The organism is Shewanella sp. SACH (genome assembly GCF_001887095.2).
Lineage (GTDB): Bacteria > Pseudomonadota > Gammaproteobacteria > Enterobacterales > Shewanellaceae > Shewanella > Shewanella baltica.
On the sequence record NZ_MPDG02000004.1, the window covers coordinates 31,950 to 49,127 of the forward strand.

Sequence of the window (17,178 nt, forward strand, 5' to 3'; positions counted from 1 at the left end):
CGGGCCCGCCATAAACCACGCTAGCGGGATTAACATCAAACCACCCAAAAACAGCTGCCAGGCGGTGAGCACTAAAAAGTCACCCACATCCCACTTTTGCATCCAGCGAGAAGAGAAAGCAATTAACGTCGTGGCACTCAACATGCACAACACGCCGATAGGGTCGAGATCCGCCGACGGGTTAAGCAGTAAAATCACCCCGCCAAGGCCCATTAAGCCTAATAGTAACCACTTCATTCCAGGACGTTTTTTATCAATCACCCAAGCTAAAATTAAGAAAATTAACGGCAGCGTCGCCCCTAAGGTCCCCGCCACTGCGCCCGGCAAACGATACGCGCCGATAAATAACAAGGTGAAGAAGGCACCGATATTACAAAAAGCCAGCAAACCAAGCTTTGACCACACCAGCGTTGGCAAGCGAGGACGCAGCATCAACATCAGTATCCCCGCAGGCAGCGCGCGCCACACCGCCACCCAATAGGGCGACATATCATGTAAGTAGAGACTCACTAACGCATAGGTCGTCCCCCAAAATACAGGGGCGAGTAAGGCGATTACAAAAGGCATAATAACTCTTCAAAAAGTATCTTGATGTGAAGATATGTTATTCTCAGTCTTCACTCCTAGCAAGTGAAGTTTATGAATATCTCGTTATCGGTGGGAGTTAATCAGGTTAACTATTTGATTTTAAATCTAAGGTTGCCAGTCATTGTAGGACAGATGGATAGTTTGATAAATCTGGCTTAATTCTCCAGTCTGCCGCAGTAATTCAATCATGCGAGTCAAATATGCGTCCACGGCATCCCCTTCGGGGCCCTTGGCAATCACAAACACATCTTCAAAATCGCCAAAGTCTTCACGGTGGATATTATGCAACTTCAACTGTTTCAGCATCATATCGGCCTCTTCCTGCGCCCAAACGAAAGCATCGATACGGCCATGGGAAAGTTTTAGCAAAGAACGTTTAATGGTTATTGAAGGCTCCGCAGGGATAGGCATGTAATCCGGAATCGCCTCCACGGTAAATACGCGCCCCGTTTGCTGCTGATCAAATAACATGGCCTTCGTTATCGGCTTATCCACATTGGTATAAAGCACGTGGGTGACTTGCCCAAATGAAACAGAACTAAAACGGTAAGGTAAGGCATCTAACGCGGCATTATTACGGATTGCGGGCAAACCAAAATCAGCACGACCAAGCGTCACGCCTAGCATCGCACGTGAAAGCGGGAAAACCTTAATATCAATTTCAACCTCAGGATCTGCCCTATCAATTGCTTTAACCAGTTCCACAAATGGCCCTGTGCCATCGGCATTAATTAATCCAGGGATCTCCCCTAAATAAGCCGTCATCTGCCGCTTGCCGCCAGCATTAATGACAGCATCATCCGCGGCATAGGCTGGGGTGAGAATGCTGTGAAGGAAAAGCACGGAAAAAATACACAAGGTAATAAAGTGACTGAACATGAATGGTCCCTCGGTGGCTGTCTCAAGCTTAGCAGACGACAACGATTGTGGCGTTCATTCCTCGCATCCAAATGAGAACGTGATAAAGCATCACTCTGTCACTGCGCTTAGCTGCCGTTTGCCGTATAATCAGCCGTCATTTTTCTATAGGCGGGCCAGTATGTTCCATATCGCACTCTATGAGCCAGAAATCGCACCTAACACAGGTAATATCATTCGCTTATGCGCCAACAACGGTTGTCAGCTGCATTTGATTGAGCCATTAGGTTTTGATCTAGAAGAGAAAAAGTTGCGCCGCGCTGGTTTAGATTATGCCGACTTAACCAATGTAACTCGCCACAAAGACTTCGATGCCTTCCTCGAAGCCATGGCAGGTAAGCGCATTATGGCCTGCACCACTAAAGGCAGTCGTCCGCATACTGAGCTGAGTTTTGCGAAAGATGATGTGCTGCTATTTGGCCCTGAAACCCGCGGCTTGCCGATGGCGATTATCGAATCGATTCCGACTGAACAGAGACTGCGCATTCCAATGGCGGCCACCAGTCGTAGTTTGAATCTGTCGAATGCGGTGGCAATTATCAGCTATGAGGCGTGGCGCCAACTGGATTTTGCTGGCGCACTTTAAGCGCTGCCGCAGCTAAATCGCGGATTTGTGGCTAAGGGGCGGCTAAGAAGGCGGCTATGGAGATGGTGCGACAGGCGTCATCTCTATCCCGCGAAACAGCTGATAGCGATCGATATCATCATCGAGATATTGGATGTTCTGCGTCCATTGCCATCCACCCGCTTGATTTTGAGCCCGAGTCTGAGCATCGAAGAGTAACTGGATCAACGCGGGTCTCGCATTGACAACCCCTTCCCCTAGCAGGGAATAATCCCCATTTTGTCGATATAAACTAAAGACTTGCTGTTTATCTTCCGCCACACCGTCGTAATAGGTCAGTAATACTTGATCGCCCTGCTCCCTAAACCACCAAGTTTCGCTAAAGGGCGCCCTCGTGCCGATACTCACAGATAAAATCAACTGGCGCTGATCGTGGGAGCAAAAGCCCGTGACGGCCACTCTCCTCGGAATCTCCCCCGCCTTGGCAGCATCACCCGCCCATTGCCCCACTAATTGTGGACAAAATTCCTTGAAACTGACCTTAGCGGCCATGACTGAGAAGGACGAAAACACGCTCAGTGTGATGGCAAGACCCAGCATAAGGTTCAAACGGTCGATTTTAAGCGGCATATCTCTAGCACCTACCCGAAACATATCAATACATTAGCGTTAAAAGCATCAATCGACAAATCCCCCATCATAAATGATTCCTTTAACTACGGAATGAACGCTTTGGTATTGCAGTTAGCCTTACTGTTTACCGCCTACATCCGCCGCTTTTGAGCTGAGATACCCAACAAAGATTCACAGTTGCTTACATAACAGCTTATTCAGGCATAGCGGGTTTTCATGCTAACTTGCCACTTAGCAAAAATACGCAACATCATAATCCTAGTAACTGTTTGTATCACAAGGAGACTCATAGTGAAGAAGACAGGCATTTTATTACTCTGTTTACTGATGCCCTTTAGCTCGGCATTTGCAGACCAAGGCAAACCACTCTCAGCGGAATTACTTTGGCAACTCAAACGTATCGGTAGCCCGATTGTATCCCCAAAAGGCGAACACATCATCGCGCCAGTCACAGAGTACGATCTAAAAGCCGATAAAGGCTCAACCCAGCTGTGGCATTTCGATGGCAAGCATAACCGAGCCATCACAGCCAAAGGTTTAAGGGTGAGCGAGCCCGTGTTTTCCCCCGACGGCAAAACCTTGGCATTTGTAAGTCAGCGCAATGAAGACGAAGCGAGCCAAATTTACCTGCTGCCGATGGATGGTCCGGGTGAAGCGCAGCGCTTAACCGATATTCCCACTGGCGTTAACAGCATTAAGTGGGTTGGCAAGCATCTGTATTTCATCAGCAATATCTTTCCCAATCAAAGTTGGGAAGAAATGAAAACCCAGCTCGCCACAGATACAGACAATAAGGTTTCCGCCCATCAATGGAACGCCTTGCCCTATTCCCAATTTGATCACTGGTTAGATGAACGTCGCCAAGCCCACGTATTTAGAATTCCGGCCAAAGGCGGTAATGTCGAAAACATCACCCAGCCTGCGGGCCATGAATTACCACGATCAGATCAAAGCAGTGCAAGCTATGATGTTTCCCCCAATGAGCGCTGGATTGCCTTCAATGCCTATGGTTCTGAGAATAAAGTCGATCCTAAAATTGATATATTTCTCGCCACGATTGGAGGCAACAAGGCCGAAAATCTCACCGCAGATAATCAAGCGCCGGATCTGAATCCTAGCTTTAGCCCTAACGGTAAAACGCTCGCCTTTACCCGCCAGAAAATTCCCGGTTTCTACGCCGATACCTCAAGGCTGATGCTGCTGGATATCGACAGCCGTAAACTCACAACACTCACATCTGACTGGGACCGTTCTGTCTCTCAATTCAGTTGGACACCCGACAATAAGGGCTTTTATGCCACTGTGGAAGACGCCGCTACAAACCGCATTTACTCTATCGATGCCAAGAACGGCAAAGTAAAAGCCATCACAGAGGCAACCGATTTTAGCCAACCCGCCATAGGCAAAGACGGCGAACTGATTACCACCAATCAGAGCTTTTTGTATCCCGCTCGCTTGGTCAGCATCAATCCTCGCAATGGCAAGATTGAGCGCCTAGAAAACTTTAACGACGATATTCTCAAAGATGTTGACCTAGGCACCTATGAATCAGTGACCTACAAAGGCTATCAAGGTAAAGATATTCAAATGTGGGTTCACTATCCCGCAGGGTTTGATCGCAGCAAAAAATATCCACTGTTTATGCTCGTCCACGGCGGTCCACACAATGCCATTACCGACGGTTTCCATTATCGTTGGAACGCGCAAACCTTTGCTTCTTGGGGTTATGTCACTGCGTGGCCAAACTTCCACGGTTCGAGCGGCTTTGGTCAGGAATTTGCTGATTCCATCAATCCCGATTGGAAGACAAAACCCCTTGAGGATGTGCTCAAGGCGGCAGACTGGTTTAAACAACAAAGCTGGATAGACAGTGATCGCATGGTGGCGGGTGGTGCAAGTTATGGTGGTTACCTGACCTCGATTATTTTAGGTCAGCCGCATCCCTTTAAAGCGCTATTGATCCATGCTGCGGTCTACGACATGTATGCACAAATGGCGTCGGACTTTGCCGTACACAGCACCCGATTTGGCAACTATTGGGATAATCCAGAACTGTATAAAGCCATTTCGCCCCATTACTTTGCGGCTAACTTCAACACTCCAACCTTAGTCAGTCATGGCCAACTCGATTACTTAGTGCCGGCGACCCAAGGGTTCGAGCTGTTTCACACCCTACAAAGTCGACATGTTGAATCGCGGATGATTTATTTCCCCGATGAAAATCACTGGATTATGAAGCCCAATAACTCAGTCTACTGGTATAACGAAGTGAAGAAGTGGATGACCCACTTTGCCGAACCTGGCGCGCGTTAAACACCATCCATAAGATACAAAAAAGGTCTGCAATGCAGACCTTTTTAATGGGTTAACTTAAGCTAAAGCATAAGCTAACGCCTTAGTTTGAAATGACTTAGCTTGAAATGACTGAGCTTATTGGCCAAAGCCAGTGGCTTTAATATCCACGGTTTGCACTTTGCCATACTTAGCGGCGATAGGTGCAATCTTAGCCGCATTGCCAATCAACACAAATTGTAGATCTTTTTGCGGGAAGTAAGTTTTCACGAGTCTTTGAGTTTCTTCTAAGGTCAAACCATCCACCTTAGCTTGGAACTCATTGATAAACTTATCATCGAAGCCATACAGATACATGCCTGACAACAATCCCGCCAGCTGACCTGAGGTTTCAAACTTAGGTGGGAACTGGCCTTTCACATAGGCTTTAGCCGAATCTAAGGTGGTTTGATCTACGCCTTTCTCCCATAAACGAGCATAGGTTTTCAGTGCGAGATCAATCGCTTCTTGAGTGGTTTCCGTCTTAGTGAAAGTACTGATAGTAAACACACCCGAGTCGGTATAAGGGCTAAAACCTGAGCGTGCGCCATAGGTTAAGCCAGCGTTTACCCGCAGTTCGTCGTTAAGCCAAGAGGTAAAACGACCACCTAAAATAGTGTTCACTACCGTTAAACCGACATAGTCTGGATTGTCACGACTAATGCCTAAACCGCCGATAACAAAGGTGGTTTCGATTGCATCGGGTTTATCCACCAGCAAAACTTTAGCCGCAGTTAACTGAGGTAAGCCTTGATTTAAGTCAGGCTGCACCAGCTTTTCGCTGCCTTTCCACTGACCAAAGGTTTGCGTCAGCTTGGCCTTCATCGCAGCAACATCAAAGTCACCCACGACGGTAATCGCAGTATTGGCTGGTTGGTAGTAACTCTTATGGAAAGCACGCAGTTGCGACACAGCCACTTGTTCAAGCGAATCGCTGTTACCCGAAGCCGCATTACCATAAGGATGGGCACCAAATACCAGCTTATCGAAGTAACGACCAATCACCGCCCGTGGGCTTTCTTTATCTTGCTGTAATCCCGCAATCGCGCGTTGCTTGAGTTTATCGAACTCGGCAGCATCAAAGTCTGGCGTTAACATCGCCGCGCTAAATAAGCCCAGCATGACATCAGTGTCTTTCGCCATAAAATCGGCGCTGAGATAGCTGCCTTCTTTATCCGCTTCCGCGCCTAAACTTGCACCGAGAAAATCCACTTGCTGCTCGATATCCGCCTTAGATTTACCCGCCGCCCCTAACAACAAACCTTCTGCCGTCATTTGCGCCACGCCTGCGGTGGTGTCATTGACAGCACCCGCACGTACCACGGCATTTAAGGTCACTAAAGGCACTTCGCGCTGCGGCATTAAATACACAGTTAAGCCGTTATCCAGTACGAACTTGTCGTAACTTGGCATCACAAAGCTGCCAGTTTCAACGCGTTTTGGCGCCGATGTCGTAGCACAACCCGCTAAGGCTAAACTTGTGCCTAGGGCTAATGCGGCCATTAACTTAGAAGGTTTCCCGAGTGATGCCATCTTAAGTGATTTCATTGAGAGATCTCCTCGTTTGCCGCCAGCACAGCTACAGTGCGATTCGATTTACGTAAATAGGTTTGGGCAACACGTTGAATATCCGCTGGCGTCACCTTGTTATAGGCTTCTGGCGCATTAAATAGCTTGTCGTAACTGCCAAAATACATCTCATAGGTGCCTATGGTATTGGCCTTGCCATTAATGGTTTCCATCGAACGATAGAAATCCATCAACTTGATATTTTTAACTTTATCCAGTTCTTGCTGGGTAACGCCCGTTGTCGCAATCGCATCGATTTGTTCAATCAGCGCCTGCTCCAGCGTCGAGGCTTTCACCTCAGGCGTGGCAACACCCATCACATAGAAGAGGTTAGGATCGACCGACATCGGCATATAGGTTTGCGCTTCTAAGGCCACTTGTTTATCAACCAGTGATTGATATAAACGCGAGCTATTACCTTGGCTCAAAATCGAGCTTAATAAATCCAGCGCATAAAAATCTGCGTGAGTCGCCGCCGGAATATGGTAAGCCAGCATCACATTAGGTGTACTCACCGATGCCTTTTGCACAAAGGTACGACGCTCGCCCTTTTGCTCAGGTTCTACGGTGCGAATCGCTTTAGGCGGAGTTTGTGCCGGAATAGGCGCAAAGTATTTGTCGGCCAAGGCTTTAACTTGGGCAACCTTTACATCACCGGCAATCACGACCACGGCATTGTTCGGCGCGTAATAGGTTTTGTGGTACTGCACGAGATCTTCCAGCGTCCAAGCGGCAATATCCGACTCATGGCCGATCACCGACCACGAATAAGGATGAGCTAAAAATGCCACGCCTTTAATTTCGCCTTCAAGGGCATTCCAGTTAGAGTTTTCTAAGCCAGTGGAGCGCTCCGACTGCACTACGCCACGTTCGCTATCGACCATAGTTTGGTTGATATCCAAGTTTGCGATACGGTCAGCTTCAAGATCGAACATAGTTTCGAGCGCATTGGCAGGGAACCAATCGGTATAAACCGTCATGTCTTCAGTGGTATATGCATTGTTCGCGCCACCTGCAGCTTCCATAGTGCGGTCGAACATTTTCGGGCCGTACTTTTTTGAACCGTTGAACATCATGTGTTCGAAAAAGTGCGAAATACCGGTGATGCCGGGAACTTCGTTACGTGAACCGACTTTCCAAAACAAATACATGTTGGCATTGGGAATTGAGGCATCTTCTAGCACCATAATTTTCATGCCGTTATCTAGCGTGAAACTCTTAATGTCTTCTGCCGTGGTGGCCTGTGCTTGGCTTAGGGGGTTAAAAAGTCCCATGGCCAACACAAGAGCCGATAGCGTGCGCTTCATCTTGTTCGCTCCTTGCTGTAAATATCCACATATAGAGGCAAATTGTTTAACAAATCAAGCGCAGAAAGCGTATCCCGCGCCGATTTTTTGTAAGCTCAAGTTATACCGAAGAGCTTACGGAATAACGTCTGTCCGACTTATTGCGCCTTAAGCGCAGTCAACGCCACTTTAGTCATGGCCTCAACTCCCACTTTTAGCGCACTTTCATCCACATAAAATGCCGGAGAATGATTGCTGGCAGCGGTTTCAGGGTCAGTTCCCTTTGGCGTCACCCCAAGGAAGAAAAACATCCCCGGCGCTTCTAAGGCGTAATAAGAAAAGTCTTCGGCACCTGTAATTAACCCAGGTTCAATCAGCATCTTATCGCCCACCACACTGGCAAGCACAGGACGCATGCTAGCGACTAATTCAGGATTATTAACCACAACAGGATAACCTGGGTGGATCTCTGTTGTCGCACTCGCCCCCAACGTTTTCGCCGACAACTCGGCCATTTCAGCTAAACGCACTTTGATATCGGCGCGCATGGGCTGGTCGAAGGTGCGAATCGTACCAATCAGCTCGACTTCATCGGGAATAATGTTAGAGCGAATGCCACCATTAACCGCACCAAAACTCACCACGGCAGGGGCTTTAGTGATATCCACCTGACGGCTGACGATCGTTTGCACGTTAGTGATAATTTGCGCCGCAGCGACAATAGGATCGACCCCATTCCAAGGACGCGAACCGTGGGTTTGGCGGCCTTTCACTTTGATGGTAAAGGAATCTTCACTCGCCATCGCCGGACCACTGCGCACACCAATCATGCCACTCGGCATGCTGGAGGTAACATGCATACCAAACACTTGATCAGGTTTACGCTTAGCAAACAGCCCTTCCTTTAGCATCAATTCTGCGCCGCCTTCTTCCCCGTCTGGCGCGCCTTCTTCGGCTGGTTGGAAGATAAACATCACATCACCCGCGAGGCTATCTTTCACTTTCACGAGGTTTTCAGCAACGCCCATCAACATGGCCACATGGGTATCGTGCCCACAGGCATGCATCACCCCCACCTTTTGATCGCGGTAAGTGTCGGTCGCTTTAGAGGCAAAGGGCAAGTCAACCACCTCAGTCACAGGTAAAGCATCCATATCCGCCCGAATTGCAATCAACGGACCAGACTTGCCACCTTTCAGCTTTCCGCCTTTTAAGATAGCCACCACGCCCGTATGCGCCACACCCGTCTGTACTTCTAACCCTAATGATTTCAGATGCTTTTCAATAATCTTGCTGGTGCGAAATTCACGATTTGACAACTCAGGGTGTTGATGCAAATCGCGGCGCCAGTCGATCACCTTTTGCTCCACACCCGCCGCCAACTTAGCCGCATCCGGCATAGTATTGGTCGCCGCTTGCGCCGAACTCAAACCCGCGCCCATAAAGCTCAAGGCGAGAGCAGAAGCGATTAAGGTCCTGGAAAAAATGGCTTTGTTTGCAGAGGATTTAAAACCAAATGCCTTTGGGATTGCTGATTTTGAAATAGCAGATGGTGATACAGAGGATAAAGTCATAGCGATAGCCTATTGTTGTTTTTACAAGCTATCTAAACTACACGGACACTGAGGAATTGTTAATAGATTTAATGATGAAGGTAAATAACACAACAGGTATTAGGGACTAAAAACCGTCAGCAATAGAGATTAAGCACTGCCACTACAGTGACTCGCAGCCAGTCCGTCCATGGATGCTCGAACGTGGCATCCATGCCACGGACGGTCACTTCCATGGCAGTGCTTAATGCCGTTAATTCCGGCGTACATATTTAGCTTATTTCTCATCCACAACATCTATTAATGGATGAATCACGCTGTTCTTTAGGCGCAAATTTTCACGACCATAAACCGACTTAATTTCCATTATTTGGCATTGAATCAATTCTTAAGAGATTTGATTCATTTTGAGGTAATAAATTTCCTTATATGGCACTTAAACAGAAAATAAGGAATAGTTTTTAACGGCGGCGTGAATCAGTCTACGGTAGAGTATTGACAGGCACGATTTAAGACTAAACCGTCATTATAGAATCTATGGTTAACGCTGCCGTAATCTATACAGCAGCGTCGTAGCCACCAGCGCCCTTCACTGTCTTGTTAACTTATAACTCGTCTCGTGAAAAATCAGTGATACCTGATCCGAACTGGCTGATAGCCTTTTCTTTTAGAGGGTTGAGCAACAAGCGCAGTTCAATTAGATCATTGCCGATATCTGCAATCTCATCAGGATCATCTGAGGCTTCACAGGTTTCGGCCATTTGCAGCTCAAGCGCCATAAGGCCCTCAAGCACGTACTTCAATTCTGATTCTGCAAGCTCAAGCTTGAACTGGCTCATACAACTTTTCCTTCTTTCTTGAAGACAAGAGATGCTTTCAAAGACATTTCTTCGAGCAATCCCTTGAACTTGTCCACCGGCATGTTCTGAGTTGGAGAAATATAATAATGGTGAGACTTATCCTGAACCATTTTTAATCCATGTGGAGGCTGGGTATTCGGCGGAAACATCCAAATCCAATCAGTCATAGGAGCGTTGTTGATGCCTTCCCTGTCAAACACGCTGATTTCTTTTCCGTTCGCGATGATTCCATTAATGGTTGTCACATAGCTAGCTCACACATTAGATAAACGTGGACTTGAGGCATTTCCTAGACGAAAAGCTCTTCGGGTAGGATGTAAAATTCCTTTGGATACATAATGATCTCCATATCGTTGATAAAAAAGTTAACAGCGTTTTACTCTGACTTCTCGTTTAAACCCTATTAGACACAAGAAATTAAAGCGTGAGAAACATTAAATAACTAATTAATATCAGCAGGTTAACGCCATAAAAATTCAGGATTCAACAATCTTTGGGTAAGAGAAAGCGAGAATAGCTTGTGACCCTGTAATAATGGACCCTGTGCACCATTAGTTAAATTGGGGCTATAAGTAGGAAGCAGACTAGTACTCTCATTTACTCAAAACACGCTTTATGGCAAAGCGCGTTAACTCACAGCTAATCCCAAATGGCTGAGTTCTGTACGTAAACCAGACTAGGCAAAAGTGCTTCACAAATTTTAACGACCATGTATTTCAATCTCGTCCTAAAGACATTTTATAAAAACTTCAGGTCACACATTATTATTGATAAATTTCTTCAAAACATCGGACTGGCGGCGCGCTGTTAAACAAGGCCAAGTCGCTATGCATCATTGGTAAAATAGACCAATTTACCTTGTCTATTTTGTCGCAATGCCATAGTCAGCACGAAAGGATTTCAACCCTCGGCTTGAAAATTGTAGGGCACGGGTGTCGAGGGCTTTCTCTGCCCAGCCTTTAGCCAAAATATCCTTAAGAACCCATTGACCTAGAACACCAGCTAGATGGCTGCGACGCTCGCTCCAATCGAGGCATGACTTACACAAAGGGCGGCGAGATTGACGACTTTTCGGTACATCGAATACATCATCTGGTGCACCCAGCAACGAGTGTTCTACGCCACGTTTAGCAAAAAAGGTCATCCCTGCTGCGGTGATTTTTGTTTCGCCCCCTTCATGGACGATCAAATTCTGCCGACTTAAGCTGTCGTAAAGCGCCACCCCCAATTCACCCGCGAGATGGTCATAACAAACACGAGCCAGTCTCAATCTAGGGTCCGCAGGTCCATGAATGACCTTAGGGTTCGCAATGGCAGCGCTCATGTTGAGCAGACTTTCCAACAGTTCGGCCACTTGGCGGCTCTGCAGCTGAAAATACTTATGCCTTCCCTGCTTACGCACGAGCAATAGCTCGCCTTCTACCAACTTAGTTAAATGGCTGCTGGCAGTCTGTGGCGTGATGTCAGCTTCAAGAGCCAGTTCTGTCGCAGTCAATGCCTCTCCGCCCATTAAAGCTATCAACATACGTGAGCGGGCGGCGTCACCAATCAAGTTGGCAATAAAAGCGATGTTAGGTTCCATGCTTGTAATCTCATTCGGGAACAGTTCGATAACCATCGAAGCATTAAGTTTTCAGGTAATTACAATGCAACTAAAACCTTTAGCACACAAGTCAATGGCGCCAAACATAATGAAAATTACCTGTTTTATCGAATACAAAATAGACCCCTTCAAATTGGAACAATTTGCCCAATATGCTGAAAACTGGGGCGATATCATTCCAGCCTACGGCGGCGAACTCCTTGGCTACTTTCTGCCACACGAAGGCACCAACGACACTGCATTTGGTCTCATTAGCTTCGATAGTCTGGCTCACTATGAACGCTATAGAGACAAACTGAAGACAGAAGCCGCAGGCAAGGCAAATTTTCAGTTGGCAAAGCAAGGAGAATTCATTTTGAGTGAAAAACGCAGTTTCCTAAAGCCGATAGCCAAGACCTATCAAAGAGCCGCGGAGACAAAACTATGATGGTAGTTATTTTTGAAGTCGTGCCGAATCCCAGCTGCCAAGAAAGGTATTTAGAGATAGCCGCCGACCTGAAATCAAGCCTGAGTAACATTGCAGGATTTATTTCAATCGAACGGTTTCAGAGCATGGTCAATCCCGAACGCTTATTATCGCTGTCATTCTGGGAGAATGAGGCTGCGGTACAGGCTTGGCGACAACAGATATATCACCGCGAGGCACAAACTCAAGGACGCGTACAATTATTTGCCGACTATCGCCTGCGGGTTGCCGAAGTTGTTCGTGACTATGGCATGTTCGACCGTGCTCAGGCACCAAGGAGCAACTGATATGCTGCTACTTGAGTATCTGAACGCCCATTTTTATACTCGGCAACAACTGCTCGAAGTGACAGGGCAGACAGAAGCTAGGTTTATTAACTACCAAAATCAAGGCCTTATGCCTGCATGCTCCTATCGACTGCAGCTCAGCATAGTTTGCGATTCCGTCTTTGGCACACATAATGAACAGCTGGCAATTGAATACTATGCCAAAGGCTATGGCGCTTGGTTAACTATGCTGCATCAACTTGACACAGACACAGACACAGACATTTATCCCATCTTTCAGCGGCGCTATCTTGAAGCCATTAAAAAATTAACCATCCCAGAAGGCAACGGCCTCGAGCGGATTCCAGACACCAATCTAGAGCAACATATACAGCAGGAATGGGAGCATTTCCTAGCGGGCACCTATGGCTTATGTACTCAATCTGGATTACCGGAAGATATTGCCGCCAAAGAACTCGCCATAATCACAATTAACGCTTTAACCAGTAAAGACGAGCTGAGTCATAACGAGTTACTCAAACTGACAACGGCAGTCACGCTGCTAGATGAGGTCAGCGCTGCATTTGCGCCGCACGAAAAATCCCGAAGTTCCCGCTATCGTCTAGTGGATGAAATACGTCGGCGTTATCGACTAGCGGATCACGCCAACACATAGCCTTAGCTGCAAAGGACATGATTTTAGTTAAACCGCTACGATTGCACTAATTTACTTTATGCATCTCTTTATATAAGAACACTACGTCTTTATCGATGATTTCGAGTCGCCAGCCATAGTGATGCGCGAGCCACTCAAAGGTCGCTTGTGCGTAAAAGTTGATGTGGGTGGGATCGTTTTTATAGTGCCAGCGAGTAAATGCGGTTTGATCTTGTACGCGTTTAGTCATTACAGCCAAAATGCCGTTGGATTTTAATAACCTATCAAGTTGGGCAAGCAAACCTGCGGCATCGCTCACATGCTCTATGACTTCGGTTAGCGTAATAAAATCGTATTGGCGAGCCAAGGCTTCAGGATTGTTGGCGTAATAAAGATCGTAATTATCGATGTGATAGCCACGCGCCTTTGCCATCATACTCAATGCCTTGCCTTCGCCGCAGCCAAAATCGAGCCCTTGGGCCGAAATGCTAACACGGCTAAGTAATGGCTCAAGTGTGCGATTTAAAAAGGTTTGATAGCCAAGATCATTGGCATGATTCTCGTGCTTATCGTACTCGGCTTTTTCTGCCTCGGCCGAGAGATAAAACTCAGGAGGCACGCTCACCAGTTGGCAGGTTTGGCATTGATGGTAGTCGCGCTTTTTATCTTGATGATAAGCGAGCAATTCAGTGCCATGGCATAAGGGGCAGATATTCAACAACAATTCCTAGGGATAGTAAGGTGCATAGTAATGAGAATAATCGCAATGCCCACAAATAATGCTCGCACTGCCTAGCTGAAATCGACTGTGTCGATGCTCTAATTAAGGCTTAGGGATTTTACGCTCTTTTGCTGCGGCTTCTTTTGCTTCCCGTAAATATTTTTGCTCGCGACTTTCTCTTTCGTCGAACTGTTTCTGTGCCTTGAGTTTTTGCTGAGCCTCCCAATCATGGGTTTGGGACTGCTGTTTGATTTTATCTTCTCGCTCTGCCGTCTCTTTCGCCGCTTGGCGCGCCTTTTCTAATTGGGCCTGCTCTAATCGCTGGGAGTCTATGCGGGCCTTATCGGCTCTTTGCTCTAGGGTTAATTTTGGCTTAGGGGACTCGGCGGCATTGGCTACAGCAAAATAAACACTAGAAATCAGTATTAACGACATCAACCTTTTAGAGATTAGCACTTTAGATAAATGCGCCATTTCCGGCCTCCTTTATTTGGTCATCGGATGGATGAACGATAACAGCCAACTCGCACAAGATGCGCAAAACATAGCATAAAATCTGCCTAAGCTTGGAATATTCAGCAGGTGTTCTTAAAAAATATGCTTAAATACAAGTCTTAAACTACACTTTTTAAGTTTCTATTTGAGTGAAACAACAATTAGGTTTATTTTTAACCCCATGGGAATGATGTACTATTGGGCAACTTCGTATCAACGAAGACCTAAAAATAGGATGTGACCTTATATGCGTCACAAGGGAGTATCCTAAATGATCAGATGGCAACACTTACTTAAGAAACTCAGTACGGATGATCCAGTACTGCAAGAAAAGCTGTCGCTCTGGCAAGCACATCCGCACAAAACTCCCTTGGCCTTAATTCAAGGCTTCAGCTTTATTAGCGCCAACCAAGCGGCCCTCGGTTATTTTGAGGCTGAGTACGACGCCTTTGTGAATGCGACTCCCTATGATTTTTCGCCGAGAATTCAATCTTCCGGCCGCAATAGTGTTGAATATGCGAGGGAAATGATCCTCGAAGCCATTGCGGGTAATAATGTTGAATTCAACTGGCTACACCTGAGTCAAGTCGGCAATGAACTGCCAACTCGAGTGTACCTCTATCGCTGCTATCTGCAGCAACAACCCGTAGTGCTCGTGGAATTTCAAGCTCTCAATCGCCGTAATCAAACTCGCGAAATTATTTCCGATGGTTTTGCCCATATTCCTAAAGAGATTTTGTCGACTACGCTCGAGGAAAGTGCCGAAGCTGTGTATATCACAGACTCAGATGATCAGATTTTGGCCGTTAATAAAGCAATGTGCCGTATTTGCGGTTATAGCGCCGAGCAGCTTATTAGTAAAACCCCTGAATTTTTAGAGTTGAAAAGCCATCATTTAGGGGAAGAAACCGAATGCCAAATTGCACTAAAACAAAGGGGCTTTTGGCAGGGTGAGACCTGGAAAAAACGTTCAGATGGTAGTAATTTCCCTGCTTGGCAAAGTAGTCGAAAAATTATTACCGAAGATGGCGCTCATTATAATGTGAATATTTTCAGTGATATTAGCACGAAAAAGTTGTTAGAAACTCAGCTGACGACCCGTGCTATGTACGATACCTTGACTGGATTGCCTAACCGATTCCACCTTAAGCAGATCCTCAATAAAGCACTAGAGAAGCTCAAAACGGATCCTCTCACATTAGGTGCGCTGATGTTTTTAGATCTCAATGGGTTTAAAAATATCAATGACAGCTTCGGCCACTCCATGGGCGATCGGGTGTTACAACTCGTCGCCGCCAGACTCGAAGCCGGTTGTATCGAAAAAGCCGACATAGCCCGCATGGGTGGAGATGAGTTTACCTTAGTACTGCAAGACTGCAGCTGCAAAGATGAAATCCAGCTATTTGCCGAACAAATTTTAAGCCTATTTGAGAGCCCCTTTGAAATTGAAGGGCAAAAGTTCTTCCTAGGCACGAGTATCGGCATTGCGCTATTTCCGACTCACAGTGATAAAGCGGGACAGCTAATTAGCCTTGCAGATACAGCCATGTATTGCGCTAAAAAGAGCTTACCGCACCTCGTGTTTTACGATAAGGCTATGAGCCAGGCCGCGGAGTTAAAGCTACAGTTGATCAATAGCCTAAGGCATGCTCACAGCCTAAAACAATTCACTCTCGCCTATCAGGCCATAGTGGATTTACACACAAATCAAACGATAGCTGCCGAAGCCCTACTGCGCTGGCAAAAATCACCTACCGAGTATTATGACGCCGCCGATTTTGTGCCATTGCTGGAAGAGACAGGGTTAATTGTCAGTATTGGTCAATGGGTATTAGAACAGGCTTGCGTGCAAGCGGCACTATGGCGGGCACATAATCAGGCAGACTTTAGAATTTCAGTCAATGTGTCGCCACTGCAATTGGAACACTTAGATTTTATCGACCAAGTGATTAATGCCTTGGAAATGGCTAATTTACCTGCTGAGGCACTGATTTTAGAAATCACCGAATCGGCACTGCTACGCCAACCTGAGCAAGCACAACTCACACTCAATCGCATCAAAGCCTTAGGTGTCAGCATTGCCATTGATGATTTTGGGACTGGGTTATCTTCACTCAGTCGCTTAGGCACTTTGCCCATAGACAGTGTAAAAATTGATGCCGAGTTTGCCCTACGTTTAAACGAAGTGTCAGGACAAAAGCTCTGTAATGCCATAGTGCAACTCGCGCAGGCACTCGATATTCACTTCGTCGCCGAAGGCATAGAGACTCAACAACAAAGGGACATAATGACAGACATGGGCCAAGGTTTTGCCCAAGGATTTCTTTTTGGCTACCCGAGTTCAGTCGATAACTTCACCCAAACCTTTCTTACGGAAAAACATATAGCTTAAAGCTCGATAGCCCTGCCAGCACGCCATTAACTAATTGTGATTAACAATGGAATCACTCCCTGCAAAGCCAGTTATTGTCTGGCAAAGCCATCTCATCATTTGCTCCGAACAATGAACATATATACAACTGTTTTATCGGATGAGCTTTGATTAAAATTAGAGGCTAAGCAGAAATATTGCTGCGATATCATTGCGGAAAAATACAAAGCTTAAAGCTCGATAGCCCTGCCAGCACGCCATTAACTAATTGTGATTAACAATGGAATCACTCCCCTGC

General features: G+C 46.6%; 17 protein-coding genes. 6 read left to right on the forward strand and 11 right to left on the reverse strand.

Annotation, left to right across the window (positions count from 1 at the left end):
* A partial coding sequence (locus BM607_RS22170; RefSeq protein ID WP_249269598.1) for an EamA family transporter occupies nt 1-567 on the reverse strand: 567 nt, incomplete at its 3' end.
* 126 nt (nt 568-693) lie between these two features.
* Nucleotides 694-1,467, reverse strand: coding sequence for an ABC transporter substrate-binding protein (locus BM607_RS15665; protein ID WP_071940364.1), 774 nt, complete (start codon nt 1,465-1,467; stop codon nt 694-696).
* Nucleotides 1,468-1,627: 160 nt separating this feature from the next.
* Between BM607_RS15665 and trmL the strand changes: the two genes are divergently transcribed.
* Complete coding sequence (gene trmL, locus BM607_RS15670; RefSeq protein ID WP_006079682.1) at nt 1,628-2,092, forward strand: tRNA (uridine(34)/cytosine(34)/5-carboxymethylaminomethyluridine(34)-2'-O)-methyltransferase TrmL; 465 nt, start codon at nt 1,628-1,630, stop codon at nt 2,090-2,092.
* 54 nt (nt 2,093-2,146) lie between these two features.
* Here the strand turns inward: trmL and BM607_RS15675 are convergent, their stop codons facing one another.
* Entirely contained in the window at nt 2,147-2,701 is a 555-nt protein-coding gene (locus tag BM607_RS15675; protein WP_071940363.1) for a hypothetical protein, read from the reverse strand.
* Nucleotides 2,702-2,995: 294 nt separating this feature from the next.
* On the opposite strand from BM607_RS15675, the gene BM607_RS15680 reads away from it, so the two are divergent.
* A complete protein-coding gene (locus BM607_RS15680) occupies nt 2,996-5,017 on the forward strand; it encodes a S9 family peptidase (protein WP_071940362.1) in 2,022 nt (673 codons plus the stop codon).
* 117 nt (nt 5,018-5,134) lie between these two features.
* On the opposite strand, the gene BM607_RS15685 is transcribed toward BM607_RS15680, so the two are convergent.
* The 6 genes from BM607_RS15685 to BM607_RS15710 form a co-directional block, all read right to left on the reverse strand.
* Complete coding sequence (locus tag BM607_RS15685; protein ID WP_071940388.1) at nt 5,135-6,568, reverse strand: pitrilysin family protein; 1,434 nt, start codon at nt 6,566-6,568, stop codon at nt 5,135-5,137.
* Nucleotides 6,569-6,579: 11 nt separating this feature from the next.
* Nucleotides 6,580-7,911 (reverse strand): pitrilysin family protein, encoded by a 1,332-nt coding sequence (locus BM607_RS15690; RefSeq protein WP_012090519.1) that lies wholly within the window; start codon nt 7,909-7,911, stop codon nt 6,580-6,582.
* Between the two features lie 137 nt (nt 7,912-8,048).
* Entirely contained in the window at nt 8,049-9,464 is a 1,416-nt protein-coding gene (locus BM607_RS15695) for an amidohydrolase (protein ID WP_071940361.1), read from the reverse strand.
* Between the two features lie 584 nt (nt 9,465-10,048).
* Nucleotides 10,049-10,282 (reverse strand): hypothetical protein, encoded by a 234-nt coding sequence (locus BM607_RS15700; protein WP_071940360.1) that lies wholly within the window; start codon nt 10,280-10,282, stop codon nt 10,049-10,051.
* The gene (locus BM607_RS15705) at nt 10,279-10,548 is read right to left on the reverse strand and encodes a hypothetical protein (RefSeq protein ID WP_212669163.1); all 270 of its coding nucleotides are present in this window, start codon (nt 10,546-10,548) and stop codon (nt 10,279-10,281) included. Before BM607_RS15705 ends, BM607_RS15700 begins: the two co-directional genes overlap by 4 nt.
* A 617-nt stretch (nt 10,549-11,165) precedes the next feature.
* On the reverse strand, nt 11,166-11,885 hold the full coding sequence (locus tag BM607_RS15710) for a winged helix-turn-helix domain-containing protein (protein ID WP_071940359.1): 720 nt from the start codon (nt 11,883-11,885) through the stop codon (nt 11,166-11,168).
* A gap of 64 nt (nt 11,886-11,949) precedes the next feature.
* Here BM607_RS15710 and BM607_RS15715 point away from each other — a divergent pair, with 64 nt between their 5' ends.
* The 3 genes from BM607_RS15715 to BM607_RS15725 are packed head-to-tail and all read left to right on the forward strand — an operon-like array spanning nt 11,950 to nt 13,314.
* Nucleotides 11,950-12,333, forward strand: a complete 384-nt coding sequence (locus BM607_RS15715) for an NIPSNAP family protein (protein WP_063882506.1) — start codon at nt 11,950-11,952, stop codon at nt 12,331-12,333.
* Complete coding sequence (locus tag BM607_RS15720) at nt 12,330-12,659, forward strand: antibiotic biosynthesis monooxygenase (RefSeq protein WP_071940358.1); 330 nt, start codon at nt 12,330-12,332, stop codon at nt 12,657-12,659. Before BM607_RS15715 ends, BM607_RS15720 begins: the two co-directional genes overlap by 4 nt.
* 1 nt (nt 12,660) lies before the next feature.
* Nucleotides 12,661-13,314 (forward strand): DUF6058 family natural product biosynthesis protein, encoded by a 654-nt coding sequence (locus BM607_RS15725; RefSeq protein ID WP_071940357.1) that lies wholly within the window; start codon nt 12,661-12,663, stop codon nt 13,312-13,314.
* 46 nt (nt 13,315-13,360) lie between these two features.
* Here the strand turns inward: BM607_RS15725 and BM607_RS15730 are convergent, their stop codons facing one another.
* Both BM607_RS15730 and BM607_RS15735 read right to left on the reverse strand, forming a co-directional pair.
* Complete coding sequence (locus tag BM607_RS15730; protein WP_071940356.1) at nt 13,361-14,011, reverse strand: methyltransferase domain-containing protein; 651 nt, start codon at nt 14,009-14,011, stop codon at nt 13,361-13,363.
* A 105-nt stretch (nt 14,012-14,116) separates the two neighbouring features.
* On the reverse strand, nt 14,117-14,488 hold the full coding sequence (locus BM607_RS15735; protein ID WP_071940355.1) for a hypothetical protein: 372 nt from the start codon (nt 14,486-14,488) through the stop codon (nt 14,117-14,119).
* A 292-nt stretch (nt 14,489-14,780) separates the two neighbouring features.
* On the opposite strand from BM607_RS15735, the gene BM607_RS15740 reads away from it, so the two are divergent.
* Nucleotides 14,781-16,901, forward strand: a complete 2,121-nt coding sequence (locus BM607_RS15740) for an EAL domain-containing protein (RefSeq protein ID WP_071940354.1) — start codon at nt 14,781-14,783, stop codon at nt 16,899-16,901.
* Nucleotides 16,902-17,178: the final 277 nt, after the last annotated feature.

What these genes read in the sequence shown, in the direction of transcription:
- BM607_RS15665 (WP_071940364.1), bottom strand. Translation starts at nt 1,467, where the DNA reads ATGTTCAGTCACTTTATTACCTTGTGTATTTTTTCCGTGCTTTTCCTT.
- trmL (WP_006079682.1), top strand. Translation starts at nt 1,628, where the DNA reads ATGTTCCATATCGCACTCTATGAGCCAGAAATCGCACCTAACACAGGT.
- BM607_RS15675 (WP_071940363.1), bottom strand. Translation starts at nt 2,701, where the DNA reads ATGCCGCTTAAAATCGACCGTTTGAACCTTATGCTGGGTCTTGCCATC.
- BM607_RS15685 (WP_071940388.1), bottom strand. Translation starts at nt 6,568, where the DNA reads ATGGCATCACTCGGGAAACCTTCTAAGTTAATGGCCGCATTAGCCCTA.
- BM607_RS15690 (WP_012090519.1), bottom strand. Translation starts at nt 7,911, where the DNA reads ATGAAGCGCACGCTATCGGCTCTTGTGTTGGCCATGGGACTTTTTAAC.
- BM607_RS15695 (WP_071940361.1), bottom strand. Translation starts at nt 9,464, where the DNA reads ATGACTTTATCCTCTGTATCACCATCTGCTATTTCAAAATCAGCAATC.
- BM607_RS15700 (WP_071940360.1), bottom strand. Translation starts at nt 10,282, where the DNA reads ATGAGCCAGTTCAAGCTTGAGCTTGCAGAATCAGAATTGAAGTACGTG.
- BM607_RS15710 (WP_071940359.1), bottom strand. Translation starts at nt 11,885, where the DNA reads ATGGAACCTAACATCGCTTTTATTGCCAACTTGATTGGTGACGCCGCC.
- BM607_RS15715 (WP_063882506.1), top strand. Translation starts at nt 11,950, where the DNA reads ATGCAACTAAAACCTTTAGCACACAAGTCAATGGCGCCAAACATAATG.
- BM607_RS15720 (WP_071940358.1), top strand. Translation starts at nt 12,330, where the DNA reads ATGATGGTAGTTATTTTTGAAGTCGTGCCGAATCCCAGCTGCCAAGAA.
- BM607_RS15725 (WP_071940357.1), top strand. Translation starts at nt 12,661, where the DNA reads ATGCTGCTACTTGAGTATCTGAACGCCCATTTTTATACTCGGCAACAA.
- BM607_RS15735 (WP_071940355.1), bottom strand. Translation starts at nt 14,488, where the DNA reads ATGGCGCATTTATCTAAAGTGCTAATCTCTAAAAGGTTGATGTCGTTA.
- BM607_RS15740 (WP_071940354.1), top strand. Translation starts at nt 14,781, where the DNA reads ATGATCAGATGGCAACACTTACTTAAGAAACTCAGTACGGATGATCCA.